At 68.3% G+C, this 24,564-nt stretch carries 26 protein-coding genes; 15 read left to right on the top strand and 11 right to left on the bottom strand.

Going from position 1 to position 24,564, the window contains the following annotated elements; all coding sequences use genetic code 11:
* Positions 1-40: 40 nt before the first annotated feature.
* Genes ACFTSF_RS41565 through ACFTSF_RS41555 form a run of 3 tightly spaced genes read right to left on the bottom strand, consistent with a single transcriptional unit; the run spans position 41 to position 1,884 of the window.
* Complete coding sequence (locus tag ACFTSF_RS41565; protein ID WP_344143801.1) at positions 41-1,078, bottom strand: PDZ domain-containing protein; 1,038 nt, start codon at positions 1,076-1,078, stop codon at positions 41-43.
* Positions 1,075-1,428 carry a hypothetical protein gene (locus tag ACFTSF_RS41560; protein ID WP_344143799.1) on the bottom strand — a complete coding sequence of 118 codons (354 nt, stop codon included), beginning with the start codon at positions 1,426-1,428 and terminating at the stop codon, positions 1,075-1,077. Before ACFTSF_RS41560 ends, ACFTSF_RS41565 begins: the two co-directional genes overlap by 4 nt.
* Before the next feature lie 30 nt (positions 1,429-1,458).
* The gene (locus ACFTSF_RS41555) at positions 1,459-1,884 is read right to left on the bottom strand and encodes a molybdenum cofactor biosynthesis protein MoaE (protein WP_380161124.1); all 426 of its coding nucleotides are present in this window, start codon (positions 1,882-1,884) and stop codon (positions 1,459-1,461) included.
* Between the two features lie 123 nt (positions 1,885-2,007).
* Here ACFTSF_RS41555 and ACFTSF_RS41550 point away from each other — a divergent pair, with 123 nt between their 5' ends.
* The gene (locus ACFTSF_RS41550; protein ID WP_380161122.1) at positions 2,008-3,291 is read left to right on the top strand and encodes a zinc-dependent metalloprotease; all 1,284 of its coding nucleotides are present in this window, start codon (positions 2,008-2,010) and stop codon (positions 3,289-3,291) included.
* A gap of 150 nt (positions 3,292-3,441) precedes the next feature.
* Complete coding sequence (locus tag ACFTSF_RS41545) at positions 3,442-3,981, top strand: NUDIX hydrolase (protein ID WP_380161120.1); 540 nt, start codon at positions 3,442-3,444, stop codon at positions 3,979-3,981.
* A gap of 4 nt (positions 3,982-3,985) precedes the next feature.
* On the opposite strand, the gene ACFTSF_RS41540 is transcribed toward ACFTSF_RS41545, so the two are convergent.
* Positions 3,986-4,660 carry a response regulator transcription factor gene (locus ACFTSF_RS41540; RefSeq protein WP_344143791.1) on the bottom strand — a complete coding sequence of 225 codons (675 nt, stop codon included), beginning with the start codon at positions 4,658-4,660 and terminating at the stop codon, positions 3,986-3,988.
* 191 nt (positions 4,661-4,851) lie between these two features.
* The gene (locus ACFTSF_RS41535) at positions 4,852-5,607 is read right to left on the bottom strand and encodes a prepilin peptidase (protein WP_380161118.1); all 756 of its coding nucleotides are present in this window, start codon (positions 5,605-5,607) and stop codon (positions 4,852-4,854) included.
* On the opposite strand from ACFTSF_RS41535, the gene ACFTSF_RS41530 reads away from it, so the two are divergent.
* From ACFTSF_RS41530 to ACFTSF_RS41480, 11 genes are all read left to right on the top strand, one after another.
* A complete protein-coding gene (locus tag ACFTSF_RS41530; RefSeq protein WP_380161116.1) occupies positions 5,606-5,803 on the top strand; it encodes a hypothetical protein in 198 nt (65 codons plus the stop codon). The two genes, ACFTSF_RS41535 and ACFTSF_RS41530, sit on opposite strands and share 2 nt — an antisense overlap.
* Before the next feature lie 110 nt (positions 5,804-5,913).
* On the top strand, positions 5,914-6,099 hold the full coding sequence (locus tag ACFTSF_RS41525) for a Flp family type IVb pilin (RefSeq protein ID WP_344143787.1): 186 nt from the start codon (positions 5,914-5,916) through the stop codon (positions 6,097-6,099).
* Between the two features lie 77 nt (positions 6,100-6,176).
* The gene (locus ACFTSF_RS41520; protein ID WP_344143785.1) at positions 6,177-6,350 is read left to right on the top strand and encodes a Flp family type IVb pilin; all 174 of its coding nucleotides are present in this window, start codon (positions 6,177-6,179) and stop codon (positions 6,348-6,350) included.
* 31 nt (positions 6,351-6,381) lie between these two features.
* Complete coding sequence (locus tag ACFTSF_RS41515) at positions 6,382-6,789, top strand: TadE/TadG family type IV pilus assembly protein (RefSeq protein ID WP_344143782.1); 408 nt, start codon at positions 6,382-6,384, stop codon at positions 6,787-6,789.
* Complete coding sequence (locus tag ACFTSF_RS41510) at positions 6,786-7,892, top strand: TadE/TadG family type IV pilus assembly protein (protein ID WP_380161112.1); 1,107 nt, start codon at positions 6,786-6,788, stop codon at positions 7,890-7,892. The genes ACFTSF_RS41515 and ACFTSF_RS41510 overlap by 4 nt, the downstream gene beginning before the upstream one ends.
* A gap of 25 nt (positions 7,893-7,917) precedes the next feature.
* Positions 7,918-8,742: a Flp pilus assembly protein CpaB gene (gene cpaB, locus ACFTSF_RS41505; RefSeq protein ID WP_380161110.1), complete on the top strand. Its 825-nt coding sequence runs from the start codon at positions 7,918-7,920 to the stop codon at positions 8,740-8,742.
* 1 nt (position 8,743) lies between these two features.
* Entirely contained in the window at positions 8,744-9,913 is a 1,170-nt protein-coding gene (locus ACFTSF_RS41500) for a CpaE family protein (RefSeq protein ID WP_380161108.1), read from the top strand.
* A complete protein-coding gene (locus ACFTSF_RS41495) occupies positions 9,913-11,298 on the top strand; it encodes a CpaF family protein (RefSeq protein ID WP_380161106.1) in 1,386 nt (461 codons plus the stop codon). The genes ACFTSF_RS41500 and ACFTSF_RS41495 overlap by 1 nt, the downstream gene beginning before the upstream one ends.
* Positions 11,295-13,199: a VWA domain-containing protein gene (locus ACFTSF_RS41490; RefSeq protein WP_380161104.1), complete on the top strand. Its 1,905-nt coding sequence runs from the start codon at positions 11,295-11,297 to the stop codon at positions 13,197-13,199. Before ACFTSF_RS41495 ends, ACFTSF_RS41490 begins: the two co-directional genes overlap by 4 nt.
* A gap of 1 nt (position 13,200) precedes the next feature.
* Positions 13,201-14,109, top strand: a complete 909-nt coding sequence (locus ACFTSF_RS41485) for a type II secretion system F family protein (protein ID WP_380161103.1) — start codon at positions 13,201-13,203, stop codon at positions 14,107-14,109.
* A 6-nt stretch (positions 14,110-14,115) separates the two neighbouring features.
* Positions 14,116-14,766, top strand: a complete 651-nt coding sequence (locus ACFTSF_RS41480; protein ID WP_380161101.1) for a methyltransferase family protein — start codon at positions 14,116-14,118, stop codon at positions 14,764-14,766.
* Positions 14,767-15,095: 329 nt separating this feature from the next.
* On the opposite strand, the gene ACFTSF_RS41475 is transcribed toward ACFTSF_RS41480, so the two are convergent.
* Both ACFTSF_RS41475 and ACFTSF_RS41470 read right to left on the bottom strand, forming a co-directional pair.
* A complete protein-coding gene (locus ACFTSF_RS41475) occupies positions 15,096-15,710 on the bottom strand; it encodes a hypothetical protein (protein ID WP_380161099.1) in 615 nt (204 codons plus the stop codon).
* 22 nt (positions 15,711-15,732) lie between these two features.
* A complete protein-coding gene (locus tag ACFTSF_RS41470) occupies positions 15,733-16,128 on the bottom strand; it encodes a winged helix-turn-helix transcriptional regulator (RefSeq protein WP_380161097.1) in 396 nt (131 codons plus the stop codon).
* A gap of 105 nt (positions 16,129-16,233) precedes the next feature.
* On the opposite strand from ACFTSF_RS41470, the gene ACFTSF_RS41465 reads away from it, so the two are divergent.
* Entirely contained in the window at positions 16,234-17,166 is a 933-nt protein-coding gene (locus ACFTSF_RS41465) for an NADP-dependent oxidoreductase (RefSeq protein ID WP_380161095.1), read from the top strand.
* On the opposite strand, the gene ACFTSF_RS41460 is transcribed toward ACFTSF_RS41465, so the two are convergent.
* Genes ACFTSF_RS41460 through ACFTSF_RS41450 form a run of 3 tightly spaced genes read right to left on the bottom strand, consistent with a single transcriptional unit; the run spans position 17,156 to position 20,975 of the window.
* Entirely contained in the window at positions 17,156-18,922 is a 1,767-nt protein-coding gene (locus ACFTSF_RS41460) for a helix-turn-helix domain-containing protein (RefSeq protein WP_380161093.1), read from the bottom strand. The genes ACFTSF_RS41465 and ACFTSF_RS41460 overlap by 11 nt on opposite strands.
* Before the next feature lie 17 nt (positions 18,923-18,939).
* On the bottom strand, positions 18,940-20,241 hold the full coding sequence (locus ACFTSF_RS41455; RefSeq protein ID WP_380161092.1) for an MFS transporter: 1,302 nt from the start codon (positions 20,239-20,241) through the stop codon (positions 18,940-18,942).
* Between the two features lie 11 nt (positions 20,242-20,252).
* Positions 20,253-20,975, bottom strand: coding sequence for an SDR family NAD(P)-dependent oxidoreductase (locus tag ACFTSF_RS41450; RefSeq protein ID WP_380161090.1), 723 nt, complete (start codon positions 20,973-20,975; stop codon positions 20,253-20,255).
* 146 nt (positions 20,976-21,121) lie between these two features.
* On the opposite strand from ACFTSF_RS41450, the gene ACFTSF_RS41445 reads away from it, so the two are divergent.
* Positions 21,122-23,383 (top strand): FdhF/YdeP family oxidoreductase, encoded by a 2,262-nt coding sequence (locus ACFTSF_RS41445; protein ID WP_380161088.1) that lies wholly within the window; start codon positions 21,122-21,124, stop codon positions 23,381-23,383.
* Here ACFTSF_RS41445 and ACFTSF_RS41440 read toward each other — a convergent pair.
* Complete coding sequence (locus ACFTSF_RS41440; protein WP_380161086.1) at positions 23,358-24,524, bottom strand: MFS transporter; 1,167 nt, start codon at positions 24,522-24,524, stop codon at positions 23,358-23,360. The genes ACFTSF_RS41445 and ACFTSF_RS41440 overlap by 26 nt on opposite strands.
* Positions 24,525-24,564 lie beyond the last annotated feature (40 nt).

Here is a 24,564-nt window from a genome sequence, read left to right as displayed (position 1 = left end):
GCCAGATCTCTCCTTCGGCCGGCAGATTCTTCTCGATGACTCAGGGCGTACATCCGGGAACGTCACCCTTCCCACTGCTGACCGCCTGCAGTCCGGCGATCGCGTCGTCCAGGGTGCTGATCTTCACCAGCTGAATGCCCTTCACGCCGGCATGCAGCGCGGCCGCACAGTTCTGGGCCGGCACCAGGAACACCGTGGCGCCGTCCTCCTTGGCGCCGGCGATCTTCTGCTGGATACCGCCGATGGCGCCGACCTGGCCGAGCGCGTCGATCGTGCCGGTACCGGCGACGTGCTTGCCGGCCAGCAGCGGACCGGGGGTCAGCTTGTCGTAGATGGCCAGGGCGAAGGCCGTCCCGGCGCTCGGGCCGCCGATGTCCTGCCCGAGATTGACCGTCACCTTGACCTGGGAGTCGACCCCGATCGTGATGCCGACCATCGGGCGGGTCTCCTCGCCGGGGGTGCCCGCGGTCTTCAGCTCGACCGTCTGCTCCTTCTTGTCCCGGCGGATCAGGAACGTGACAGTGTCGCCGACCTTGTGCTTGCGGACAGCGTCGCCGACCTGCGGGATCTGGGTCATCGGCTGACCGTCGACCTTCAGGACGACATCACCGGGCTTCAGCTTGCCGTCGGCGGGAGATCCCTTCGACACCGTCGCGACCTTCGTGTGGAAGGGGACCTTCGCGGCCTGCAACGCGGCCGCGACCGCGCTGTCCTGCGAGCCGGTCATCTCCGCGGTGTTCTGCTCCTCGACCTCGTCGGCGCTCTGGTCCGGCGGGTAGATGATGTCGCGCGGGAACAGGTCGTGGTGCGGGTCGAGCCAGTTCCGCATCGCCTGCGGAAGGGTCAACTCACGGTCCGGCGAGGTGACCGAGACCGTGGTCAGGTCGAGCTGGCCGGTGGTCGGGAAGGTGTCGTAGCCGGTGATCTCGATGACCGGCTTGTTCTTCGACGTCCCGAGGGTGTCCTTGACCGGCCCCGGGCTGAACGAGACGAACGGCACCGGGAACGCGGTGAGCAGTCCGAGCGAGAGGACGAGCACGACGATCGAAGTGACCAATGTGGCGGTACGACGTGTCACGAACCCTGCCCTGCGGTCTTGGTGGAATCCAACGTCTCGGCCGAACCGAGCTTCTTGCCGGCTTGCCCCGCTACCGAACCCAACGACCGGGCCCCGGTGACCGTCCCCGCCGTGTCCGAAGCGTTGCGTGACGCACGCCGGCTGGTCAGCCGGGACTTGAGCGGGCGGCGGCGCGGGGTCGCCTCGGGGCCGGGAGCAGCCAGGGCGTCGCTGAAGCGGCGGAAGTCCTCGACCGAGGCGAAGGCACCGGCCGACCGGCGCGGACCACGGTTTCGGCCACGCCACGCGGCCCAGCACATGGCCAGGACTGTGGCGGCCAGCGGGAACACCAGCCACGCCAAAACCTTCATCCGGCCACCTTCATGCGCCCAGCGTACGGGTCAGTGTGCGCCGACCCACTCGCTGGCACCGTCGGCGAAGTGCTGGTGTTTCCAAATCGGGACCTCGGACTTGAGATCGTCGATCAACTGCCGGCACGCGGCGAACGCGACCTCTCGATGCGAAGCGGCGACGGCAACTATCACCGCGGCGTCCCCGATCTTCAGGTCACCGATCCGATGAACGGCCGCCAGAGCTGTCACCGCCGGGTCTGCGCAGATCCGCTCGGCCACCAAGCGCAGGTGCTTCAGTGCGTCCGGATGGGCCTCGTAGCTCAGCCGATCGACCGGTTTGGCCTGGTCGTGGTTGCGCACGGTCCCGACGAAAAGAGCCGTCCCGCCCGCTGTGGGGTCGGACACAGCGGCCAGCACCTCGTCGCTGGACAGCGCATCCGCACGGATGTCCAGCAGCCTGATCGCGTCGCTCATGTCCCTATTCTCCCTTGGTACTCCAGCGCCGAACAGCACACCCCCGTTCGCCGGGGGCGGAACCGACCGGATGAACCAGTACGTTGGAGTTGTACGCCGTACCCGCACAGGAAGGCCACTCCGATGAGCGACGAACCGGACAACCCGTTCAAGGGAACTCCGTTCGAGGCCATGTTCCAGCAGTTCTCCGGTGCGGCCGGCGCGGGTGGCACGCCGGACCTGAACGCGATCTTCGCGCAGGTCCAGCAGCTGCTGAGCGGTTCGACCGACGGCAGGCCGGTGAACTGGGACCTGGCCAAGGACATCGCCCGCAAGACGGTGTCAGCAGCCGGTGACCGGTCGATCACCGCGACCGACTCCGACCGGGTCGCCGACGCCGTCCGGCTGGCCGAGCACTGGCTGGACGAGGCCACCACGCTCCCCGAGGTCTCCACGACGTCCGCGGCCTGGAGCCGCGCCGAGTGGGTCGAGAACACGCTGCCCGTGTGGCAGACGGTCGTCGACCCGGTCGCTGAGCACGTCGCCGGCGCGATGGGCGGCGCCTTGCCTGCGGAGGCCCAGCAGCTCGCGGGGCCGATGGCGGGGATGCTGCGCCAGCTCGGTGGGTCGATCTTCGGTGCCCAGGTCGGTCAGGCGCTCGGTGAGCTGGCCGGTGAAGTGGTGAGCTCGTCGGACATCGGCCTGCCGCTCGGACCGACGGGTCAGGCTGTTCTGCTGCCGGACAACATCGTGAAGTTCGCCGAGGGGTTGGAGCTGGCGGACGAGGACGTCCGGCTCTACCTCGCACTGCGTGAGGTCGCGCACCAGCGGTTGTTCGCCGGTGTGCCGTGGCTGCGACAGCACCTGTTCGCTGCCGTCGCCGACTACGCGGCCGGTATCGAGGTCGACCGCGGCAAGATCGAGCGCGCGATGGCCGATATCGACCCGCAGAACCCGGAAGCCATGCAGGAGGCACTCGCCGGTGGGCTGTTCGAGCCCGAGGACTCCGAGCAGCAGAAGGCGGCACTCGCCCGGCTGGAGACCGCGCTCGCACTCGTCGAGGGCTGGGTGGACGACGTCGTACGGCAGGCAACCAAGGATCGGATGCCGGCCGCCATCCAACTAGCCGAGACCGTACGTCGCCGTCGCGCGGCCGGTGGTCCCGCCGAGCAGACGTTCGCCACCCTGGTTGGACTGCAACTGCGTCCCCGCCGTCTCCGCGACGCCGCCAACCTCTGGGCCGCCGTCCGCGATGCCCGAGGCATCGACGGCCGCGACAACCTCTGGTCCCACCCCGACCTCCTCCCCAGCACCTCAGACCTCGACGACCCCATCGGCTTCGCCCAGCACGCCGGCGAACTCTCGGACATCGACATCACCGACTTCCTCGACAACCCCCCAACCGACGAGGGCACCGACCCCAAGTAACCGCCACACGCGGTTGAGGGCGCGGACCCGGCTCCCTCAACCGGGGGTGGGGTGGCGGCCCATCCGACCCACCACGCTTTCCGGGGTGGGGCGGCGGCCCGTCCGACCCCACCACGCTCTGTGCAGTGGGGTGGTTGGGATGCTGGGTGGGTGTTGGTTGCGGATGCGGTTGGGGTTTTGACGGGGTGGGATGCGCCGGATGGGGAGCAGGAGGGGTTGCGGGAGCATTACCTGCGGCATCTCGAGGCGCACGCGGACGGGATGTGGCGGGAGTGCCGGCCAGAGCATGTGACGGCTAGTGCGTTGGTGGTTGATGGGGCGGGCGAGCGGGTGTTGCTGACGTTGCATCGGACGATCGGGCTTTGGTTGCAGCTGGGTGGGCATTGCGAGCGGGGGGACTCGACGCTGGTGGGGGCTGCTTTGCGCGAGGCCGCCGAGGAGTCGGGGTTGGGTGGGCTCTCGATCGATAGCCGTCCGCTGCTGTTGTCACGGCACGAGATTCTGGCGGGCGGGTGTGCGGGCGCGTTCCACCTGGACGTGCAGTTCCTGGTGACGGCGGCTGGTGGGACTGAGTACGTCGTCAGCGAGGAGTCGCACGATCTGGCGTGGTTCGCGATGGACGCGCTGCCGGATGGAGTGGACCAGACCGTCAGGAACCTGGTCCGCACCGCCCAGCAGCGCATCGCTTGACCGTTTAGGCCGGGACGTCGACCTCGGCGGTGATCAGGCCCAGGCGCATCGCGGTCATGATGGCGGCGGCTCGGTTGGTCGCGCCGAGCTTGTCGTAGACGCGCGAGACGTAGGTCTTCGCCGTTGAGACGCTGACGAACATGCCTGCGGCGATCGCGGGCACCGAACGGCCGGTGGCGAGTTGGGCGAGGACTTCAAACTCACGCGGGCTGAGCGCGAGGCCTGCCACCGCTGGCATACCGACGTGGCCGGCCTGGGTGCGGCGAGCCAGGGCGTGTGCCAGGCCGGTGGCGGTGAAGGACGCGGCGGCTACGGCCGCGTGGCGGATCGCTCCGAGGACCTCGGCGGTCGGGGCGGTCTTGTGAACGAAGGCCGAGACGCCGGTTTCCAGCGCCCGGAACAGGACGTCGTCCTCGGCCTGGGCCGTGAGCACGACGATGCCGAGCTCGGCATGCCGGTCCCGGAGTTCACGGGCGAGCCGGAATCCGTCCGCGTCGGGCAGTGCGACATCGAGTACGACGACGTCCGGGCGAGCGGATGCGACCAGCGCGGGCGCCTCAGCCGCCAGAGCGCATCCGCCCACGATCGTGATGTCGTCGTCCGCGTCGGCGAGCCCGATCAGCCCGTACCTCGTTAGCGTGTGGCCGTCGATGACGACGACCGTGATTGGGTTGTGCATAGCCGGTCCCCCCGGATTCTCTCCCCCGTGGCCCCCAGTCGGAGAACAACGTGTTGTCACGTTCTGTAAGGGTGATCGGGGACTCGCCGAGTTCCGTTACGCAATTTTCGTCGGTGCTTTTCACCCAGTTGGTTGAACGCTTGGTAATCAAATTCCCCGAAAGCACTTATTGATATCACGCTACGTAATAATCAGGCGGTCGGGACGGCGGCACTCAGCAGTACGGCGACGAGCGCGCCGGCGAGCATGAACGGGCCGAAGCTCACGGAGTGTCGCAGGGTGATCCGGCGGGCGGCGAGCAGCGCGAGGCAGACAACCGCCATCAGGACGAACCCGAGCGCCGCCCCGGCGAAGACGGCCGGCCAGCCCAGCCAACCGAGGGCGATCCCGATACCGCCGGCGAGCTTCACATCGCCACCTCCGAGCTGGCCGCGACCGACCAGCGCGAGGATCAGATACGCCGTACCGAGGACCAGCCCGCCGAAGATTGCCCGAAGCAACAAATCGGCCCGGTCGCTGAGCAGCGCGGCCGCGCCGAACAGCACGATCAGGCCTGGGTAGAGCGGGACGGTCAACCGGTTGGGCAAGCGCTGGACGGAGAGGTCGACAGCCGCCAGCGCCACCCCGATCACGCCGATGAAGACGAAGGCGGGCGCAACCGGCGAGCCCGCGAAGCGCCAGGCCAACAGACCGGCCACCGCTGCGGTCACGAACTCGAGGACGAGCGGAACGCCGTACGACGCATGACAGCGCGGGCAGCGAAAGATGGCGCTGACGCCGGTCGCACAACGCAGGCACGTGGTGCGGGGCGGCTCGCCGGACGGCACGGACAGCCGGAACACGGTCGTCCGAAGCACCGCGGCCGACAAGAAGCCGACCACGGCGCCGGCAACCACCCACCCAGCGAGGCCACTCCCCGCGGGGCCGGTCGAGATCAGCGTGTTCATGCTGGCCAAGGTAGGTCGGCTGACTGCTCCGTGGAATGACGCCGGCGGAGGTCTGCCCGACTGGCGGGCGGGTGTCCTCCACCCGGACGACAGGGCCATCCGGGTGGAGGACAAGGCATGTCGGCTGTCGGTCGGTCGGGTGCCGGACGACGCGGGCCGGAGTCGGCCGGTCGGGCGGGCGATCGTGACCGGTTGACCGATCCCGCGACACCGCGGCGATCGGGCACGGTTCCGGTACCGGATGGCACCGAGCCGGCCGGACCAGATCGGTGGGACTCGTAGCCCGCCACTCAAGGAGGAGTTCCCATGCGAAAGAACCTGACCGCCTTCGTGCGGACCTACGCCAGCCGCCTGCGTCGCGACGAGCGCGGTGCGTCGATGGTCGAGTACGGCCTGCTGGTCGCTCTGATCGCTGTCATCGTGGCCGCCGCGGCGGGCCCGCTGGGTACGGCGATCGCCGGCCTGTTCACCACCGTCGCCGGCAGCCTCTGACGGGTCGTTCCACTCAGATCAGGTGGGTGACGCGGCCCGGCCCACCGGCCGGGCCGCCACTGTTTCGAGGAGCACCGATGCGCACTCTCACCAGGTTCGTCAAAGAAATGCTCCGGTACGACGAGCGCGGGGCCTCGATGGTCGAGTACGGCCTGCTGCTGATGCTGATCGCGGTGGTCGTCGCTCCGGCGCTGGTCGTCTTCGGACCCCAGGTCGCCGCGTTGTACACAGCCGTCATCGGCGCGTTCTGAAGTCCCCAGGACTCATTCACCAGGAGAACCCATGTTTGCCAGAGTCCGCGAGGACCGGGGCGCGACCGCGGTCGAGTTCGCGTTGCTGCTGCCGATGCTGCTGCTGATCGTGATGGGCATCGTCGACTTCGGCCGGATGCTCAACGCACAGCAGACCCTGACTCAGGCCGCCCGGGAGGGCGCCCGGCTGGTGGCACTCGGGCAGCCGAACGTCTCGAGCCGGACGCAGGCCGCCGCGACCGGGCTCAGTCCGGTCGGTGTGGCGATCTCGTCGAGTTGCCCGACGGGAGCCGGACCAGCCAGCAACGGTTCGGTTCAGACCAGCTACAGCTTCCAGTTCACACCAGGGCTCGGTTATCTCGTCAGCTTCTTCGGTGGCAGCGGCATGAGCGGCCAGGTCACCTTGACGGCCCAGGGGGTCATGCCATGCGAAACATGAACATGATGCGACGGCTCGGCCGCCCGATGCTGCGGCTGCTCGGTTCCGACGACCGGGGCGCGTTCGGTGTCCTGGTCGCCTCGCTGCTGGGCACCGGGGTGCTGCTGGGGATGGGTGCCCTCGTCATCGACGTCGGCACGCTGTACCAGGAGCGCGCCGAGCTGCAGAACGGCGCCGACGCCGGCTCGCTCGCAGTCGCCAAGAGCTGCGTCGTCGGTCCTTCGTGTACGCCGGGAACCGCGGGCACCTACGCGAATCTGAACGCCAAGGACGGCGTTTCCGCCGTGACCCTGGTGTGCGGCCGCGACCTCAAAGGCGGCCTGCCGGGTTGCCCGGGATCGTCGGGGACGATCCTCGACTGCCCGACCGCTCCAGCGTCGGGTACGAACTATGTCGACGTACACACTGCGACCCGGACAACCGGCGGGTCGTCGTTGCTGCCGCCGGTGTTCTCGCGGGCGATCGCCGGCAACTCCAGTTATCAAGGCAGCACCGTCCTCGCCTGCGCCCGCGCCATGTGGGGACCGGCCCTGCAATCCACGAAGTCGCTCGCGATGACGTTGTCGCTCTGCGCCTGGACGCAGGCGACCGGTGGTACTCCCCCGACGTTCGGCACCAACGTCCGGATCTTCGTGCGGGATGCTCCCAGCGCGCCGACTTGCGCCGGTCTGAGCAGGCCTGGCGAGTTCGGCTGGTTGGCCGAGAGCGGCCCGTGTACGGCCGATATCGACCTGACCGCGGGCGGTTACGTGGGCGGCAACGATCCCGGCAAGAACATCTCCCAGGCATGTCAGGACACGTTGACGTCGTACCGCGCGAGCGGTGCGCCGATCTTCATCCCGATCTTCGACACGACGACCGGGAGTGGCAGCGGGGCGACGTACCACCTGATCGGGCTGGCCGCCTTCGTGCTCACCGGCTACGCCAACATGAACCCGCTCAAGGACGTCTTCCCGGCGGGCTTCTCCAAGGCCGACTGCCCGAACGGCAAGACCACGCCGTCCTGCATCTTCGGCCATTTCACCCAGGCCCTCGTTCCGGTCACCACCACCATCGGCGGCGGCACCTACTTCGGTGCGACCGCGATCAAGCTTGCCGGCTAGTGCTGCCAGCAGAGGAGAGAATCCCATGAAACGTCGAGTTGTGACCATCGTGCTGGCGGTCGCGCTGGCCGTGTCCGGAACGCTGGCCGTGCTGGTCTACGTCAACCGGGCGGACGCCCGCGCCGTCGCCGGCCAGCAGGCCGTCACCGTGCTGGTCGCCGACAAGGCGATCCCGTCCGGTACGACGGTCAAGGACGCGAAACCGTTGTTGCGCAAGGAAACGCTGCCCGCGGCGTCGGTGTCGACCGACGCGGTCACGGAGCTGACGGCGGACCAGGACGCCCTGGTCATGTCGTCCGACGTCGGCCCAGGTCAGTTGATGCTGAGGTCGATGCTCGTGTCCGCCGAGCGGGCGACGAACGGGCTCGTGATCCCGGAAGGGCAGGTTGCCGTCACGATCACGCTGTGCAGCCCGGAAGCGGTGGCCGGCAACGTGACAGTCGGCTCGCAGGTCGCGGTGTTCGGCACGGTCGTCACCGGCGACAACGCCGACGTCGCCGCGCAGCCGAACTGCACCGGCCAGCACAAACAGCAAGTGGGCAAGGGGATCAGCAACACCCGGGTCGTGATTCCCAAGGTGCGGGTGATCGCGATCGGCGCGGCGAAGCAGCCCGAGGACGACGCCAAGACCACCAACGTCTCGCAGAACACCTCGGGACGGCCGAACAACGCGTGCGGCTGCGACATGACTCTGGTGACCGTCGCGGTCAACCAGGACGACGCCGAACGGCTGATCCTGCTCACCCAGACCGGTCTGCCGTACCTGGCGCTGCACGGTCCGAACGCCCAGGTGAAGCCCGACGACCACGCCGTACCGCAGTTCCCGCCACCGGCCAAGAAGGGACGCTGAGATGACCATTCTCTGCCAGCCGGCCGCCTGGCCGGAGGACCTGTCCGCAAGCATCGACGGCGAGGTGCGGACGGTCGACGACCTCACCTCTGCCCACCGTGCCCTGTACGACGATCCTGCCGAAGATCTCGTGGTCGTGGGCCCAGGCGCCGACACCACCGAGGCACTCGGATTCACCGAGCAACTCCGGGTGGAGCGGCCGACCACGGGCGTCATCCTCGTCCGTGACCGGGTCGACGTCACACTGCTCACCGAAGCCCTGCGAGCCGGCGTACGGGAAGTCGTTGCCGTCGGCGACCAGACCGCTCTGACCGCCGCGTGCGAGCGGTCCCGGGAGCTGTCGTGGCGGGTTCGGTCCGAGATGCACGTCGACGAAGAGCCAGAGCCCACCCAGCACGGCAAGGTGGTGACGGTGTTCTCCGCCAAGGGCGGTTGCGGCAAGACCACGATCGCGATCAACCTGGCCGCTGCACTGGCCGACGGCGTCCAGCGGGTGTGCGTCGTGGATCTCGACCTGTCGTTCGGCGATGTGGCGATCAGTGTCCTGCTGGAGCCGGTCCGGACGATCAGCGACGCGCTGCCGATGGCCGGCCATCTCGACACGACCGGCGCCGCGTCGCTGCTGACGCCGTACCGGCCGGGCCTGGACATGCTGCTGGCGCCGGTCACCCCCGGCGACGCCGAGAAGATCCCGGCCGCGCTCGTCGGCGAACTGCTCGCGGTCCTGCGTGGGATGTACGACTTCGTCGTGGTCGACACTCCGGCCCAGTTCAGCGAGCACGTGCTGACCGCGATGGACCTGTCCGATCACCATGTCCTGCTGACCACGCCGGACACACCGGCGATGAAGAACATGCGGATCACGCTCGACATGCTCGACCTGCTGTCGTACTCGCGCGACATCCGCTCAGTGGTGGTCAACCGGTCCGACTCGAAGGTGGGGCTGACCCCGAGCGATGTCGAACGAGTGGTGCGCACTGCGATCAACGCTCAGGTGCCGTCGAGCCGAAACGTGCCGATCTCGACCAACAAGGGCACCCCGATCGTGTTCGCGACACCGGCGCATCCGGTCAGCCAGGCGATCGCCCGGTTCGCCCGCGAACGCCTGATCGGTCAGGCCGTCCGGCCGCGGACCAAGAGCTTCGCCCGGCGTGGCTCGGGGAGGCGATGATGGACCTGTCCGAACGCCTTGCCCAGCGGCAGGGCCAAGCACCGCAGGCGCGTCCGGAGACGCCGCGGCCGGCGGCCGACGTACCCCGTCGGGCCGCACGCAATGCGGATCCGTTCGCCGGTGTGAAGCGCAGCGTGCACCAGGGACTGCTCGAGACGCTGGGTCCCAAGCTGTACGACGCCCACCTCGACCAGCGCGAACTCGAGCAGCAGGTCACTCAGACTCTGCAGGCCGTCCTGCAGCGCGACGACACCCCGATGACCGCCGCCGACCGGGCGCGGGTGGCCCAGGAGGTCGCCGACGAGATCCTCGGCCATGGTCCGCTCGAGCCCTATCTGCGTGACGCCGGCGTCTCCGAGATCATGGTCAACGGCCACGATCAGATCTACGTCGAACGCAACGGACGGCTGCAGCCGGTCGACGCGGCGTTCACCGACGAGAGCCATCTGCGGCGCACGATCGACAAGATCGTGTCCCGGGTCGGCCGGCGGGTCGACGACGCGAGTCCGATGGTCGACGCCCGGCTGCCCGACGGCAGTCGCGTGAACGCCGTCGTACCGCCGATCGCGCTGGACGGGTCGTTGCTGACGATCCGCAAGTTCGCCGCCGACCCGTTCACCGTCGCCGACCTGGTCTCCTTCGGCACGCTGACGCCGGCGGTCGCGGAACTCCTGCACGCGTGTGTCCACGGGCGGCTGAACATCCTGATCGGCGGCGGCACCGGTTCGGGCAAGACGACGACGCTGAACGTGCTGTCGTCGTTCCTGCCCGACGACGAGCGCATCGTCACGATCGAGGACGCCGCCGAGCTGCAGCTCCGGCAGGAGCACGTACTGCGGCTGGAGTCGCGTCCGTCGAACGTGGAGAAGCGCGGTGAGATCGCGATCCGCGACCTGGTCCGCAATGCGCTGCGGATGCGGCCCGACCGAATCATCATCGGCGAGGTCCGCGACGGCGCCGCGCTGGACATGTTGCAGGCCATGAACACCGGGCACGACGGCTCGATCACCACCGTGCACTCCAACGCGCCGCGCGACTCACTGTCCCGGCTGGAGACCATGGTGCTGATGGCCGGTGTCGACCTGCCACAGCGGGCGATCCGGGAGCAGATGTCGTCCGCGATCGACCTGATCGTGCACCAGGCCCGGCTCAAGGACGGGACCCGGCGGATCACTCACATCACCGAGGTCACCGGGATGGAGGGTGAGGTCATCACCCTGCAGGACCTGTTCCTGTTCGACTTCCACGCCGGGGTGGACGAGCGCGGGTGGTTCCGTGGCGGGCTGCGGCCGACAGGTCTGCGTCCCGGCTTCCTGGACCGACTGGCCGACCAGGGTGTCTACCTGCCGCCGCGGATGTTCGGTCTGGAAGAGGTGGCCCGATGAGACGACTGCTCGCCGCCCTTGTGCTGCTGGCGATCGCTCCCGGTACGGCGTTCGCCGCGGGCGATCCGTCGGTGCGCATCGAGTCGGTGAAGGTCAGCCCGGGACACGCCAGTCTCGTACTCACCACGGCCAACGTCGACGGGCCTGTCCAGGTCACCGCCGGCAAAACCACGCTGGTGTCGCGCGCGACTCCGATCAGCAGTGCCAAGGCCGTTACCGCGCCAACGCGTGCGGTGATTCTCGTCCTCGACAGCAGCGGTTCGATGGCTGGTACTGGTATCGCCGCTGCACGCCAAGCAGCACTGAGCTACGTGAACAGCCTGCCCGGGGACGTGCTCGCCGGACTGCTCACCTTCTCCGACCGACCTCGGCTTGTCGTCAAGCCGACCACCAGCCGCAACTCGGTCCGCAACGCACTCGCTCGAGTGCAGGCCTCCGGAGACACCGCCCTGTACGACGCGGTGCGGGCGGCGGCCGATGCCCTCGCCAGCACGCAGCTCGGGGCCGGTGCGCAACGCAGGCTCGTCGTACTGTCCGATGGCGTCGACACGTCGAGCAAAGCGACACTCGGCTCTGTCACCGGACGACTGGCAGCCGGTCACATCCCAGCTGACGTGGTTGCCTTCCGCTACGGCAACGGTGACCGGTCAGCAGCCCAACAGATCGCGTCGGCCGCGGGCGGCCGCACCCTCACCGCCCAGAGCGCCCGCGAGCTGACAGCGGCCTTTGCAGAGGTTGCTCGCAACTTCACCACCCGCTCGACCATTGACGTCCTCGTCCCCGATGCGCTGGCCGGTCAACGCGTCTCGCTGCGGGTCACGGTCGGAGCGGTCCACGCCGAGACCACAGTCACCTTCGCAGCGCTCACTCCCACAAGTACGCCGACGCCGGAGGCCGTCGTACCGACTCCTCCGCCGCATCGAACCGTTTGGACGTGGCAGTTGCTCGCGTTGCTGTCTGGTGTCTTCCTGTTCGTACTGCTCGGGGTTGTACTGGTCCGGTGGCAGGGGGTCCGCGAGGATGCGACCCGGCAACTGCTGCACCAGGTCGGTCAGTACGGGCCCCGGCGTGACGAACACGCTGCCACTGAGGCCGAGGGCGCCGCTGCGCGGACTGCGGTCGGTTTTGTCGGTCAGGCGTTGCGTTCGGCCGGAGCCGAGCAAGGACTCGCGCGGCGGCTCGATCTCGCTGACATCAAGCGGAAACCGGCCGAGTGGGCGTTGCTGACCCTGTGCGCGGCCGCCGTGCTCGTGGTGCTGGCGATGATGCTCGGACTGCCGCCGCTGTTGAGCGTGCCGGCCGGGCTGGCCGGTGGCTGGTTGCTGCAGTTCGCATTCCTCACCATCCGGATCAGCCGGCGGCGGGCCGCGTTCAGCGAACAGCTGCCGGACGTACTGCAGCTGATCGTCGGGTCGCTGCGGTCCGGGTTCTCGGTCGCCCAGGCCGTCGACGCGGTGGTCCGGGACGGCACTCAGCCCGCGGCGGGCGAGTTCTCCCGGGCGCTCGCCGAGACCCGGATCGGGGTCGAACTCGAGCAGGGCCTGAACCACGTCGCCGAGCGGATGGAGTCCGACGACATGCGCTGGGTCGTGATGGCGATCCGCATCCAGCGTGGGGTCGGCGGCAACCTCGCCGAGGTGCTGAAGAACACCGTCGACACCATGCGGGAACGGGCCCAGACCCGTCGCCATGTACACGCACTGAGCGCAGAGGGCCGACTGTCCGGCTACATCATCGTCGCGTTGCCGATCCTGCTCGCGCTGTTCATGACGTACACCAAACCCGAGTACATGCGGCCGCTCTACACCACACCGGCCGGTCTGATGATGGTCGCCGGCAGCGCCGTACTGACCATCATCGGTGCGTTCTGGATCCGGGCACTGATCAAGGTGGAGGCGTGAGATGGAATTTCTCCTGATCGGCGGCGTCGCCGCGCTCGGAGTGGCGATCGTGCTGGCCGTGGCCGGGGTCCTCGCGCGGCCCGCCGAGAGTGGCGTCGCGCGGGCGCTGGCCACGATCGACAACCACTACACACGGCACTCGTCGGTCAAGCCCGAGACCCCGACCGACCGGTTCGCCGCCACGCCCGGCTGGCTCCGCGCGCTCGCGTTGCGGCTGTCGCCGTCCGGCATCGGGACGACGTTGCAACGCCGGCTCGACCTCGCGGGCAACCCGTCCGGCTGGACGCCGGACCGGATCCTGGCCGCCAAAGGCCTCGGCTTGTTCGTCCTCGGTGGGCTCGGCGCCCTGTACGGCGTCCGCGCGATCGGGCTCCTGGTCGTCGGGGTCGGCGTCGGCGCGGCGGCCGGCTTCTTCCTGCCGGACATCCTGCTGTACAACGCCGGAACCAAACGGCAGCAGAAGATCCAGCGGGCCCTGCCGGACGCGCTCGACATGCTGACCGTCTGCGTCGAGGCCGGACTCGGATTCGACGCCGCGCTGGCTCAGGTCGCGCGCAACACCAAGGGTCCCTTGGCGGCCGAGTTCTCCCGGGTGCTGCAGGAGATGCAGATCGGCAAGTCGCGGTCGCAGGCGCTGCGGGCGTCGACCGAGCGGACGACCGTTCCCGAGTTGCGGTCGTTCGTGTCGGCGCTGGTCCAGGCCGGTGAGCTGGGGATCACGATCGCCGACGTCCTGCGCGAGCAGGCCAAGGAGATGCGGTTGCGGCGCCGGCAACGCGCCGAGGAGAAAGCCCAGAAGGTGCCCGTCAAGATTCTGTTCCCGCTGGTGTTCTGCCTGTTCCCGTCGATGTTCGTCGTCATCATCGGTCCGGGCGCGCTCAGCATCGTCCAGCTCTTCTTCGGAAAGTAGCCGATCATGGTTGTCGTCACCTCCACTCCGTCGCGCCGCCGGCTCGACCTCGGCCGGCTGGTCATGGTGCCGCTGGCAACGTTGATGCTGATTGCCGGCGCCATGGTCCTGAGCCGGCCGTCCGACGCCGGCGCGTTGCGCTGGATCGGTACCGCGCTGGTCGCGGTGTTCTACGCCGTGATCATCTGGGCGTACCTGCGACGCGGCCCGGCCAAGGCCACCGGTACGTCGGTCGTCGCGCACGTCGCCGCGATCGTGGCGACCCTGACCCCGTTCGCGTTTCCCGTACTCACACAGGGATCTGGCGGTGTGGCACGGCTGCTGGTCGCGGACGTCCTACTGGTCGCCGGTACGGCGTGGTCCGTGTGGTCGCTGTGGACGCTCGGGCGGAATCTGTCGATCATCGCCCAGGCCCGCGACGTCGTCGACCACGGTCCGTACCGGTGGGTGCGACACCCGTTGTACACCGGCGAGATCGTGTCGTCGCTCGGTCTGGCCATTGCCGCGGACAACCTGGTGGCCGGTGGCGTCTGGCTGATCCTCGTGGCGCTGCAGGTCTACCGGGCCCGGCGCGAGGAGCAGGTGCTCGTCGGCGCGCTGCCCGCCTATTCGTCGTACCGCACCCGGACCGCCGCGCTGCTACCTGGCGTCTTCTGAGTGACGGAGCTGGGATGTGGGGCGGTCAGGTGCGTCCCACATCCCAGCTCTGATCATTCGTCCCCGTTGGTGGTGCTCCCCCGAGCTGTGTCCCACCCCTCGTCCCCCGCTTCCCCGTTCCCCCCGTGCGTTCCCCCGCATCCCCCGCTACCCCCGTGTCCCCCCGCTTCCCCCCGTCGTGCATCCCACGCAATCCCCTCGTGTTGCGTCCCCCCGTGAGATCCCCGTGCGACACCTCTTCGTCGATCACCGCCCCTGAACGGCATCGGCAGTCGGTGCTCAACTCCCCCGCTGCATGGAGAACGAGCGACTGTTACGAAGGTGACGGGTCAGTTGTGACGAAGTAGAGATCTTGTCGCATCCCAGCCCTCGAGGCCCGGATCCAGTTGCGCAATGTCAGCAGCTGATCGCAGACGGTGCCAACCGGGGCCGACGGCAAGGGCATGCCGGCGCGGCTTGCATGCTTCGAGATCGGCGAGGGTGCTGTCAAAAGTCGGGGCAGCTTCCTGCACCCAGGATGCGATCGGGAGATTCACACCGATCGCGGCCAGCGAGCCGTCGGTTGCGGGCGTGACGGCGAGGTCGGCCGAGCCGAGTGCGCGGAACAGCTTGCCGATCAGCAGACCCGGCAGATCCGGTACGTCGTGGCTCACCGCGACGACTGCGGCGGCCGGGCCGGCGAGTTCGATCGCCTCGAGCACCGGGTTGACCGCCGAGACCGCGTAGACCGGCGTACCCGGCCAGGTCAGGTCGCGGATCGCGGTCAGCGAGTCACCGGCGACCACTGCGACCGCCACGTCCACCTGAGCCAGGTCGGCGAGAAGCTCGTACGTGTCCTCGGTGAGGGCGTGGTGCCACGCGGTAGGAGTGCGGCCGGGCGGAGCCCAGGTGGGGGTGCCGGGGACCACGAGGACGACCACGCGGCGGTCGTTGGAAGCGGCCATGGTGCCAGAGCCTAGCCCCACGTCAGAGCGCGTCGTACCGGTCGCGGGCGGCCTCGACCTCGGGCATGTTCGCCTCAGCCCATTCCCGGATGGCACCGACCAGTGGGAGCAGGCTCCGGCCGAGTGGTGTGAGTTCGTAGTCGACCCGCACCGGCACGGCGGGCGTGACAGCGCGAGTGATCATGCCGTCGCGCTCCAACGTGCGCAGAGTCTGCGTCAGCATCTTCTGACTGACACCTGCGATCCGTCGCGACAGATCGGAGTACCGCTGGGGCCCGTCGGCGAGTCCGAACAGGATGAGTGACACCCACTTGGAGCCGATCCGGTCCAGCAGGTTCCGCGCCGGACATCCCGCCATGAACACGTCGTACTCGCGGGCTGCGTCCTCGCGCCGCTGAGCGGCGGTCCGCGTCGCCATGGCTCTCCTCGTCGTTCGGTACGCACTTCAAGGTGCCCACTTCCCGATGGAGAGTAGCTCTCCGACAGTGAGAGGGACAACCACTCACCCGAGGAGGACCTGAATATGCGTGCACTGGTGGCCCGGCGGCTCGAGGGACCGGATTCACTGGAGCTGATCGAGACCCCGCTGCCTGAACCCGGCCGGGGACAGGTCCGGATCAAGGTGGCCGCCGCGGCCATCAATCCGGTCGACGTACTCATCGCTACCGGCGACCTGGTTCGCTACGGCATCGCTGTGCCACGGGAGCAGTTCGGCATCGGCTGGGACGTCGCAGGGGTCATCGACGCGACCGGGCCGGGTGTTGAGCTCGCAGTGGGTACGCCGGTGGTCGGTCTGGCCGATCTGCTCGCCCGATCGCTGAAGACCCACGCGGAGTACGTCGTGCTGAATGCGGACGCGATCGCCGTCGTGCCGGAGGGCCTGGACTTCGTCAAGGCATCCACCATCCCGCTGAATGCGCTGACCGCGATGAAGGCCATCAGGCGCCTGCAGCTAGCTCCTGGCGGGACGGTGCTGGTCACCGGTGCGGCTGGCGGCGTCGGTGGCTTCGCAGTCGAACTGGCCAAGCACTTCGGCCAGACAGTGATCGCCACTGCCGGCGAACAAGACGAGGACTATGTACGGCGGATCGGCGCCGACCACTTCGTGTCGCGGACCGACGACCTGATTGCGGCCGTGCACGCGATCGTTCCGGCCGGTGTGGACGCATTGGTCGACGCAGCCGTGCTGGAGCTGGCTGCACAGGAGGCGGTCCGTAGCGGCGGCCAGCACGCGCACCTCCTGGTCGCGGCAAAGCCGCCGGCTCTCCGTGGGATCACGGTGCACCAGATTGCCGTCCACGCCGACGGCGCCGAGCTGGCCGAGCTGGTTCGGTTGGCCGCGGCCGGTGTGCTGTCGACCCCGGTGGCCGGTACCTACTCGCTGGAGGACGCGGCGACGGCGTACAAGCGGCTTGCGAAGGGTGGAGTGCGCGGACGGCTGGTGCTCATCCCCTGATTGCTTGGTGGAGCCGGAGTGCGACCTGGAGGTTCAGGCTGCGCTCCGGTGACTGCCACTCCGCCCCAAGCAGCGCCCCGACCCGATCCAGTCGCTGCTGGACGGTGTTGGGGTGGATGTGCAGTTCAGCGGCAGCCCTGGTCGGACTCTGACCGGCCGCGAAGTAGGCGTGCAGTGTTCCAACCAGATCGGTCCCCCGCTGTGCGTCGTACTCGATCACCGCACCAAGGACGTGCTGAACATGAGCCTGTACGTCGACCTCCGGCGCACCGACCAGTCCCGCCACACCCAAGTCGTCCGGCGTCGCGGACTCGTTGCGTCGGCCGAGTCGCACCATGGTCGTCGCCAAGCGAGTCGCCTGACGGTGAGCGTCCACGAGCCCATCCCATGGCGCCGGACCCACCACCGCGATCGTCACGCCAGCACGCTTCGCAACCTCGGTCAGGTCCCGTGCTGCCGCTACCGCCTCAGTCCGAGTCAGCAGGAGCACCAGGTCCCCGCCGTACGGACCGGACAGCACCAGCTTGTCCTCAACCGGAGCTGACAACCGAGCCCGTACGGCGCTGTGGTCGCCGCGGCAGACTGCCACTACGAACCGATCGTGCACCCGCCCTGGCGCCAGCAACCGGAGTCGTTCGGTCAGCGCCCGCGAGTCCCCGACTCCACTGAGCACATCGGTCAGCAGATCTGCCTGTGCACGCTGGGACTGCTCTGCGGCCTGGCGGCGGAACAGCAGGACGAGTGCGGTGACCACAGCCGCACGCTCGACGATCCGCTGGTCTGCATCGGACACGTCGTCGACACCGCCGATGACCAACGCACCGAGCCGCTCGCCCTTGGCAGTCGCCGCAACGACCCAGCACCCGTCGGCTCGGGTCAGTCGACCGGACGAGGACTCTCGCCACGGCACCGCCGTACCGGGGACGCTGCCGGCGACAGCGAGCTCGTTGCCGACAGCATCGACCAGTACGACCCATACTCCGAGCAGCTCGGCCAGTGCGGCGGCAACCGCGTCCACATCGCCACCGGACAGCACGATGTCGGCAAACCGGTCGTGCGCAGCCGCTGCGTGCTCGACACCGGCATGGGCTTCCGACAACTGGTCGAGTGCCACTGCGGTCTCAGCGGCCGCGCGGACCTGCACGATCGTGACGGCCGCCAGCGCCGCCAGTGAACCGAGCAGCAACACCTCGGCCCGACTGAAAGGGCGCGCGGTCCGGTTCGACACGAACAGCACCCCGACAAAGGCCTCGTCCACGATCAACGGCGTACCGCAGATGGCGACGAGACCCTCCTCGCCGACGGCCTCGTCGATCGTGCGGGTGTGCCGAAAGCGCTGGTCGGAGGGATAGTCGGTGGTCCAGTACGGTCTGCGGGTCGAGGCGACCAGTCCGCCCAGCCCGGCGCCGAGTGGCAGCCTGAGCTGCTGAAACGCCACCGACAACGACCCATCGGTAGCTCGCATGTACGTGTCCCCGCGAGCCCCGTCGTACAGAGTCAGGTAGGAGACGTCCGCACCGACCAGCGTGCGCGCCCGGTGCACGATGGTGTCCAGTACGCCGCCCGGGTCGCTGGCCGAGGCCAGTTCGCCGGCAACCTCGACCAGTGCAGTCAGTTCGGCCTCACGCTTCTTGCTAGCGTCAATACCGGCCCGAATGCGCAGGACGAGGTCCCGGGCGACCGCATCGTCACCTGCCACCCGGGCCAGCTCGCTACCGGACGCGTCCTCGGCCAGTAGCCGCAGAAGCTCTTTCATCCTCGCGATGATGCCACCTACAGCGCGGTCAGGTCCCGCTCACGGGTTTCGGAGTACAGAGTGACGGCCAGGATCGAGATCGCTGCGCACACCGCGACGTACACCGAGATCGCGTAGCCGGAGTCGTAGGCCTTCAGGAGTGCGACTGCGATGAACGGCGCGAGGCCACCGGCGATGATCGACGCCAACTGGTAGCCGACGGACACACCTGAGTACCGCACTCGAGTCCCGAAGAGCTCTGTGAAGAAGGACGCCTGCGGCCCGTACATGGCGCCGTGCAGGATCAGTCCGACAGTCACAGCCAGCGTGGCGAGGCCAAAGTTCTTCGTATCCACCAGAGCGATGAAGACGAAGGCCCAGACGCCGACTCCGACCGCACCGATCAGGTAGACCGGCTTGCGGCCGATCCGGTCCGACAGCGCACCCCAGAGCGGGATAGCGCAGAAGTGAATGGCTGCCGCGATCAGAACGGCGTTGAGTGCAAAGGACTTGCCCAGACCGAGGTGTTCCTTGGCGTAGGTCGCAATGACGATCGTGAAGATGTAGTAGCTGACGTTCTCCGCCATCCGCGCGCCCATCGCGGTCAGCACCTCGCGCGGGTAGCGCGTGAGCACCTCGATCAACGGCATCCGGTCCGTCGGCTCTTGCTTCTCCCGAGCCTCCTTGAACACCGGCGACTCCTCGATCTTCAACCGCACCCACAGTCCGACCAGCACGAGCACGGCTGACAACAGGAACGGAATCCGCCAGCCCCACGAGTCGAACGCGGCCTCGGACTGAAAAGCCGCCAGCCCGGCCAGTACGCCGTTTGCGATCAGCTGTCCCGCCGGAGCGCCCGCCTGCGGCCAGGAAGCCCAGAAACCACGCCGTGCCGGATCACCATGCTCCGACACGATCAGTACGGCGCCTCCCCACTCACCGCCGAGCGCGAAGCCCTGGATGAGCCGCAGCACGGTCAGCAGGATCGGAGCGAGCGCCCCGACCTGCGCATAGGTCGGCAGCAAGCCGATGGCGAAGGTGGCGACCCCCATCATCAGCAGGGACAGCACCAGCAGGTTCTTGCGGCCCAGGCGGTCACCGAAGTGCCCGAAGACCACTCCGCCGATCGGACGGGCGAAGAACCCGACCGCGAAGGTGGCGAAACTCAGCAGCGTCCCGGTCAGCTGCTCACCCTTCGGGAAGAACAGGTCGCCGAACACGACGGACGCTGCCACGCCGTACAGGAAGAAGTCGTACCACTCCACCGTCGTACCGACGAGACTCGCTCCGACGACCCGGACGATGGATGGCTTGGTGCGAGCGGGGTCTGTTGCTGTCATGGAGAGACCTCCTAGTGGGCGGTCCAGCCGCCATCGAGTACGAATGAGCTCCCCGTGATGGAGGCGGAGGCCGGACCGCACAGCAGTGCGACCAGCTCCGCGACTTCCGCCGGCTCGATCAGTCGTTTCACTGCGACTGGTTCGAGCATGACGTTGTTGAGCACCTCTGGCTCGGTCAGCCCGTGTGCCTTGGCCTGGTCCGCGAGCTGGGCCGTGACGAGCGGCGTACGGACGTAGGCGGGGTTGACGCAGTTGCTCGTCACACCGCGGGCTGCGCCCTCCAGTGCGACGACTTTGCTGAGTCCTTCGAGACCGTGCTTGGCAGCGACGTACGCCGACTTGTACGGGCTGGCCCGGAGTCCGTGCACCGAGCTGATGTTGATCACGCGCCCCCACCCGGCGCCGTACATGTGGGGAAGGGTCTGCCGGATCAGGCGGAACGGCGTCTCCAGCATCAGCCGCAGCAGGTAGCTGAAGCGCTCTGGTGGGAACTCCTCGACCGGTGCGACGTGCTGGACCCCGGCGTTGTTGACCAGGATGTCCACGTCAGTGGGCAACCCGGCCAGGCTGTCCAGGTCGGACAGGTCCGCCACGACCGGCTCCACCCGCGCCGACGCGCTCACGGCGACACGGTCGACGGCCACGACCTGTACGCCGTCCGCCGCGAGACGTTCGACACAAGCGGCACCGATGCCGGATGCGGCTCCGGTGACGAGGGCGCGACGGGTCTCCATGGCGGATGACTGTAGGAATCCCCGGCGTTCCGCACTATGGGATGCGAGCACACAGCCACGCCGCGAAGCATGGGTTCCGGCCCCACTTACGTACGAGTTTGGCTATCAAAGCGGTCTGAGCTGATAGCTGCACCTATCGTGGAGACATGGTCGATATCGAACAGCCGAAGAAGAAGGCCGCGGGCGTTCCCGCCGTGCTGTCGTCCTTCAAGTTCGGCTTCCGTGAGATGGGCCCGGCCCGGACCGGCAAGGTGTTCCTGAAGATGAACCAGGACGGCGGCTTCGACTGCCCGTCCTGCGCCTGGCCCGATCCCGACCACAAACGCAAACACGCGGCCGAGTTCTGCGAGAACGGCGCCAAGGCGGTGGCCTGGGAGGCGACCCGCAAACGGGTGCCGCGGGCCTTCTTCGCGGAGAACTCGGTCGAGCAGATCCACGCGATCTCGGAGTTCGATCTCGGCAAACTCGGCCGGATCACCGAGCCGATGCTGCTCCGGGCCGGCGCCACGCACTACGAACCGGTCGGCTGGGAGGAGGCGTTCCAGGTCGTGGCCCGGCACCTCAAGGCGCTGCCCGACCCCAACGACGCTGTCTTCTACACCTCCGGCCGGACCAGCAACGAGGCCGCGTTCCTCTACCAGCTGTTCGTCCGCGCCTACGGCACCAACAATCTGCCCGACTGCTCGAACATGTGCCACGAATCATCCGGTACGGCGCTGTCCCGGGTGATCGGCAGCGGTAAGGGCGCGGTCACCTTGGAGATGCTCGAGGAGTCCGAGCTGATCGTGGTCGTCGGCCAGAACCCGGGCACCAACGCGCCCCGGATGCTCAGCCACCTCGAGATCGCCAAGCGCAACGGCGGCGAGATCGTCTCGGTCAACCCGCTGCCCGAGCCCGGCCTGATGAACTTCAAGAACCCGCAGAAGGCGCGCGGCTGGGTCGGCAAGGGCACCGAGCTCGCCGACCAGCATCTGCAGATCCGGATCGGTGGCGACCAGGCGCTGTTCCTTGCCATCGGCCACCTTTTGCTCGAGGCCGAGGCGGACAACCCGGGCACTGTGCTGGACAAGTCGTTCGTCGAGACCTACACGAGCGGCTTCGAGCTCTACGCGAAGCACAACGCGGAGCTGGACTGGGATGCGGTCGAGCTGGCCACCGGTCTGCGTCGCGCCGAGATCGAGGAGCTGACCCAGCGGTTCCTGAAGTCCAAGGCGACCGTCATCTGCTGGGCAATGGGCCTGACCCAGCACCGCGAGGCGGTCGCGACGATCAGCGAGATCGTCAACGTGCTGCTCCTGCAGGGAAATATCGGCAAGCCGGGCGCCGGGCCGTGCCCGGTCCGCGGGCACTCGAACGTCCAGGGCGACCGCAGCATGGGCATCTGGGAGAAGATGCCGGACAAGTTCCTGGACAAGCTGGATGCCGAGTTCGCGTTCACGTCGCCGCGTGAGCACGGGATCGACGCGGCCGACACGGTCAAGCGGCTGCGGGACGGATCCGTGCGGGTCTTCTTCGCGATGGGCGGCAACTTCGCCTCCGCGACCCCCGACACCGAGGTGGTGCATCGCGGGCTGCGCGAGTGCGACCTGACCGTGCACGTCTCCACCAAGCTGAACCGTTCGCACACGGTCACCGGCCGCGAGGCGCTGATCCTGCCGACGCTTGGCCGGACCGACCACGACCGCACCGCCAAGGGTCCGCAGTCGGTGACGGTCGAGGATTCGCAGGGCGCCGTCCACCTCTCCACCGGGAACCTGACACCGCCTGCGCCGGAGCTCAAGTCCGAGATCGGCATCGTCGCCGGCATCGCGCAGGCCGTCGTACCGGATGTCGGGGACATTCCGTGGGCGGACTTCGCCGATGACTACAGCCTGATCCGGCAGCGGATCGGTCGCGTGGCCGACGGGTACGAGGATTTCGAGGACCGGCTCCGGGCGAACGAGGGCGGCTTCCTGCTCGCGCACGCGGCGCGGGACAAGCGTGAGTTCAAGACCTCGGATGCGAAGGCTCAGTTCACTGCGAACGATCTGAGTTGGTTGCCGACGGCACCGGGCAAGCTGCTGCTGCAGACACTGCGCAGCCACGACCAGTTCAACACCACGATCTACGGTCTCGAGGATCGGTACCGCGGGATCCACGGCGGTCGCGAGGTGGTCTTCGTGAATCCGGACGACCTGGCCGAGCTCGGGCTGACCGACGGCGCGTTCGTCGACATCGTCAGCGAGTTCCAAGGGGTCGAACGGCGCGCGTCCGGCTTCCGCCTGGTCTCGTACCCGACCGCGCGCGGCTGCGTCGCGGCGTACTACCCCGAGACGAATGTGCTGATGTCGGCCGACGACCTGGCCAAGGGCAGCAACACCCCGGTCGCGAAGGGCCTGACGGTCAGGCTCGAGCCAGTCGCGTCCTGAGCAGCGGTTGCGCGGCGGCCAGCGCGATGGCCGCCGCTGCGTTGACGAGCCACAGCCCTTCGGGGCCAACAGTCTCCAGCAGACGCGTCACGATCAGCGGTGCGACGGTGGTGGCCACGCCCCAACAGAGGCCGAAGACGGCGAGGTACTGCGCCCGTCCGTCGTCGGGCGCGAGACCCGCGGCCTGCGTCAGGTAGCGGGTCAGCAGGAACGTCTCGCCGACACTCCAGAGCGCAGTGGCGAGCAAGAAGATCGGCAGACTGGTCGCGAACGCACAGACGATCAGACCGGCAGCCAGCAATAGGTAGCCAACGCGCATCGCCTGGAAGTCGTCGAGCTGCACCCGCAGCAGCCGTTGCGCGAGGATCATCGTGACCGCGGAGACCGCGAGGATGATGCCGGTTCCGGATGCCGGCAGGCCGTGCTCGAGGAGTGTGAGCGGTACGCCGACGATCAGCTGCATGTAGATCGTCGCGAACACGGTGCCGCTGGCGAGCAACCACAGCAGCCGATGATCGCGCCACACGGCGACTCCGCCAGTTGGCACCCGCTCCCGTCGTACGTCGGTCGGCAGCGCGAGAGCGACCAGTACGGCGCAGGCCAGGCAGGTGATCGCGTCGGCGACGAACAGCCAGCGCAGATCCCAATGACTAACGGCTGCGGCCAGCAGACCGGCCAAGACGCCGGCCACCGCCATCGCCGAGCCGAGCAGCCCGTACGCCGCTGGGCGGTCGGCGGGCTCGGTGACATCGGCAATGGTCGCCTGGCTGGGCGGTTCGTAGATCTCGAAGGCCAGGCCGAGAACGATGGCGGCGAACATCGCGGACCAGAGCGTCGTACTCGCCGCGATCCACAACTGCGCGACCGCGCAACCGGTCAGACCGAGGACGATCGTGCGTCGTCGGCCGATCCGGTCGGCCAGGAAACCGCCGAGCAGCCGGGACGGGATCGTCGCCAGGCCGAAGAGAGCCACGACGAGGCCGGTCCGGCTCAGCGAAGCGCCGAACTCCACGGTCAGCACGATCGCCAGGAACGACAGCGAGAACGCGCCGATCCGGTTCACGGCGCGGGCGGCCACGAGCACCCAGACCGTCCTCGGCAGACCGCGCCACGGCGCTATCAGGGTCGCTGTTGCGCTCATGGCCCACCTCATGACTGTCTAAATGGATATGATCGGTCAC

This window comes from Kribbella sp. NPDC056951 (assembly GCF_042674205.1).
GTDB classification, from domain to species: Bacteria; Actinomycetota; Actinomycetes; order Propionibacteriales; family Kribbellaceae; genus Kribbella; species Kribbella yunnanensis.
The sequence above is the reverse complement of the archived record's forward strand: the minus strand, read 5'-3'. Positions and strand labels throughout refer to the sequence as shown.

Bases quoted from the DNA above. Each gene is read 5' to 3' on its own strand.
- ACFTSF_RS41560 (WP_344143799.1), bottom strand. From the start codon at position 1,428: ATGAAGGTTTTGGCGTGGCTGGTGTTCCCGCTGGCCGCCACAGTCCTG.
- ACFTSF_RS41555 (WP_380161124.1), bottom strand. From the start codon at position 1,884: ATGAGCGACGCGATCAGGCTGCTGGACATCCGTGCGGATGCGCTGTCC.
- ACFTSF_RS41550 (WP_380161122.1), top strand. From the start codon at position 2,008: ATGAGCGACGAACCGGACAACCCGTTCAAGGGAACTCCGTTCGAGGCC.
- ACFTSF_RS41540 (WP_344143791.1), bottom strand. From the start codon at position 4,660: ATGCACAACCCAATCACGGTCGTCGTCATCGACGGCCACACGCTAACG.
- ACFTSF_RS41530 (WP_380161116.1), top strand. From the start codon at position 5,606: ATGCTGGCCAAGGTAGGTCGGCTGACTGCTCCGTGGAATGACGCCGGC.
- ACFTSF_RS41535 (WP_380161118.1), bottom strand. From the start codon at position 5,607: ATGAACACGCTGATCTCGACCGGCCCCGCGGGGAGTGGCCTCGCTGGG.
- ACFTSF_RS41525 (WP_344143787.1), top strand. From the start codon at position 5,914: ATGCGAAAGAACCTGACCGCCTTCGTGCGGACCTACGCCAGCCGCCTG.
- ACFTSF_RS41520 (WP_344143785.1), top strand. From the start codon at position 6,177: ATGCGCACTCTCACCAGGTTCGTCAAAGAAATGCTCCGGTACGACGAG.
- ACFTSF_RS41515 (WP_344143782.1), top strand. From the start codon at position 6,382: ATGTTTGCCAGAGTCCGCGAGGACCGGGGCGCGACCGCGGTCGAGTTC.
- ACFTSF_RS41510 (WP_380161112.1), top strand. From the start codon at position 6,786: ATGAACATGATGCGACGGCTCGGCCGCCCGATGCTGCGGCTGCTCGGT.
- cpaB (WP_380161110.1), top strand. From the start codon at position 7,918: ATGAAACGTCGAGTTGTGACCATCGTGCTGGCGGTCGCGCTGGCCGTG.
- ACFTSF_RS41500 (WP_380161108.1), top strand. From the start codon at position 8,744: ATGACCATTCTCTGCCAGCCGGCCGCCTGGCCGGAGGACCTGTCCGCA.
- ACFTSF_RS41495 (WP_380161106.1), top strand. From the start codon at position 9,913: ATGGACCTGTCCGAACGCCTTGCCCAGCGGCAGGGCCAAGCACCGCAG.
- ACFTSF_RS41490 (WP_380161104.1), top strand. From the start codon at position 11,295: ATGAGACGACTGCTCGCCGCCCTTGTGCTGCTGGCGATCGCTCCCGGT.
- ACFTSF_RS41485 (WP_380161103.1), top strand. From the start codon at position 13,201: ATGGAATTTCTCCTGATCGGCGGCGTCGCCGCGCTCGGAGTGGCGATC.
- ACFTSF_RS41480 (WP_380161101.1), top strand. From the start codon at position 14,116: ATGGTTGTCGTCACCTCCACTCCGTCGCGCCGCCGGCTCGACCTCGGC.
- ACFTSF_RS41475 (WP_380161099.1), bottom strand. From the start codon at position 15,710: ATGGCCGCTTCCAACGACCGCCGCGTGGTCGTCCTCGTGGTCCCCGGC.
- ACFTSF_RS41470 (WP_380161097.1), bottom strand. From the start codon at position 16,128: ATGGCGACGCGGACCGCCGCTCAGCGGCGCGAGGACGCAGCCCGCGAG.
- ACFTSF_RS41465 (WP_380161095.1), top strand. From the start codon at position 16,234: ATGCGTGCACTGGTGGCCCGGCGGCTCGAGGGACCGGATTCACTGGAG.
- ACFTSF_RS41460 (WP_380161093.1), bottom strand. From the start codon at position 18,922: ATGAAAGAGCTTCTGCGGCTACTGGCCGAGGACGCGTCCGGTAGCGAG.
- ACFTSF_RS41455 (WP_380161092.1), bottom strand. From the start codon at position 20,241: ATGACAGCAACAGACCCCGCTCGCACCAAGCCATCCATCGTCCGGGTC.
- ACFTSF_RS41450 (WP_380161090.1), bottom strand. From the start codon at position 20,975: ATGGAGACCCGTCGCGCCCTCGTCACCGGAGCCGCATCCGGCATCGGT.
- ACFTSF_RS41445 (WP_380161088.1), top strand. From the start codon at position 21,122: ATGGTCGATATCGAACAGCCGAAGAAGAAGGCCGCGGGCGTTCCCGCC.
- ACFTSF_RS41440 (WP_380161086.1), bottom strand. From the start codon at position 24,524: ATGAGCGCAACAGCGACCCTGATAGCGCCGTGGCGCGGTCTGCCGAGG.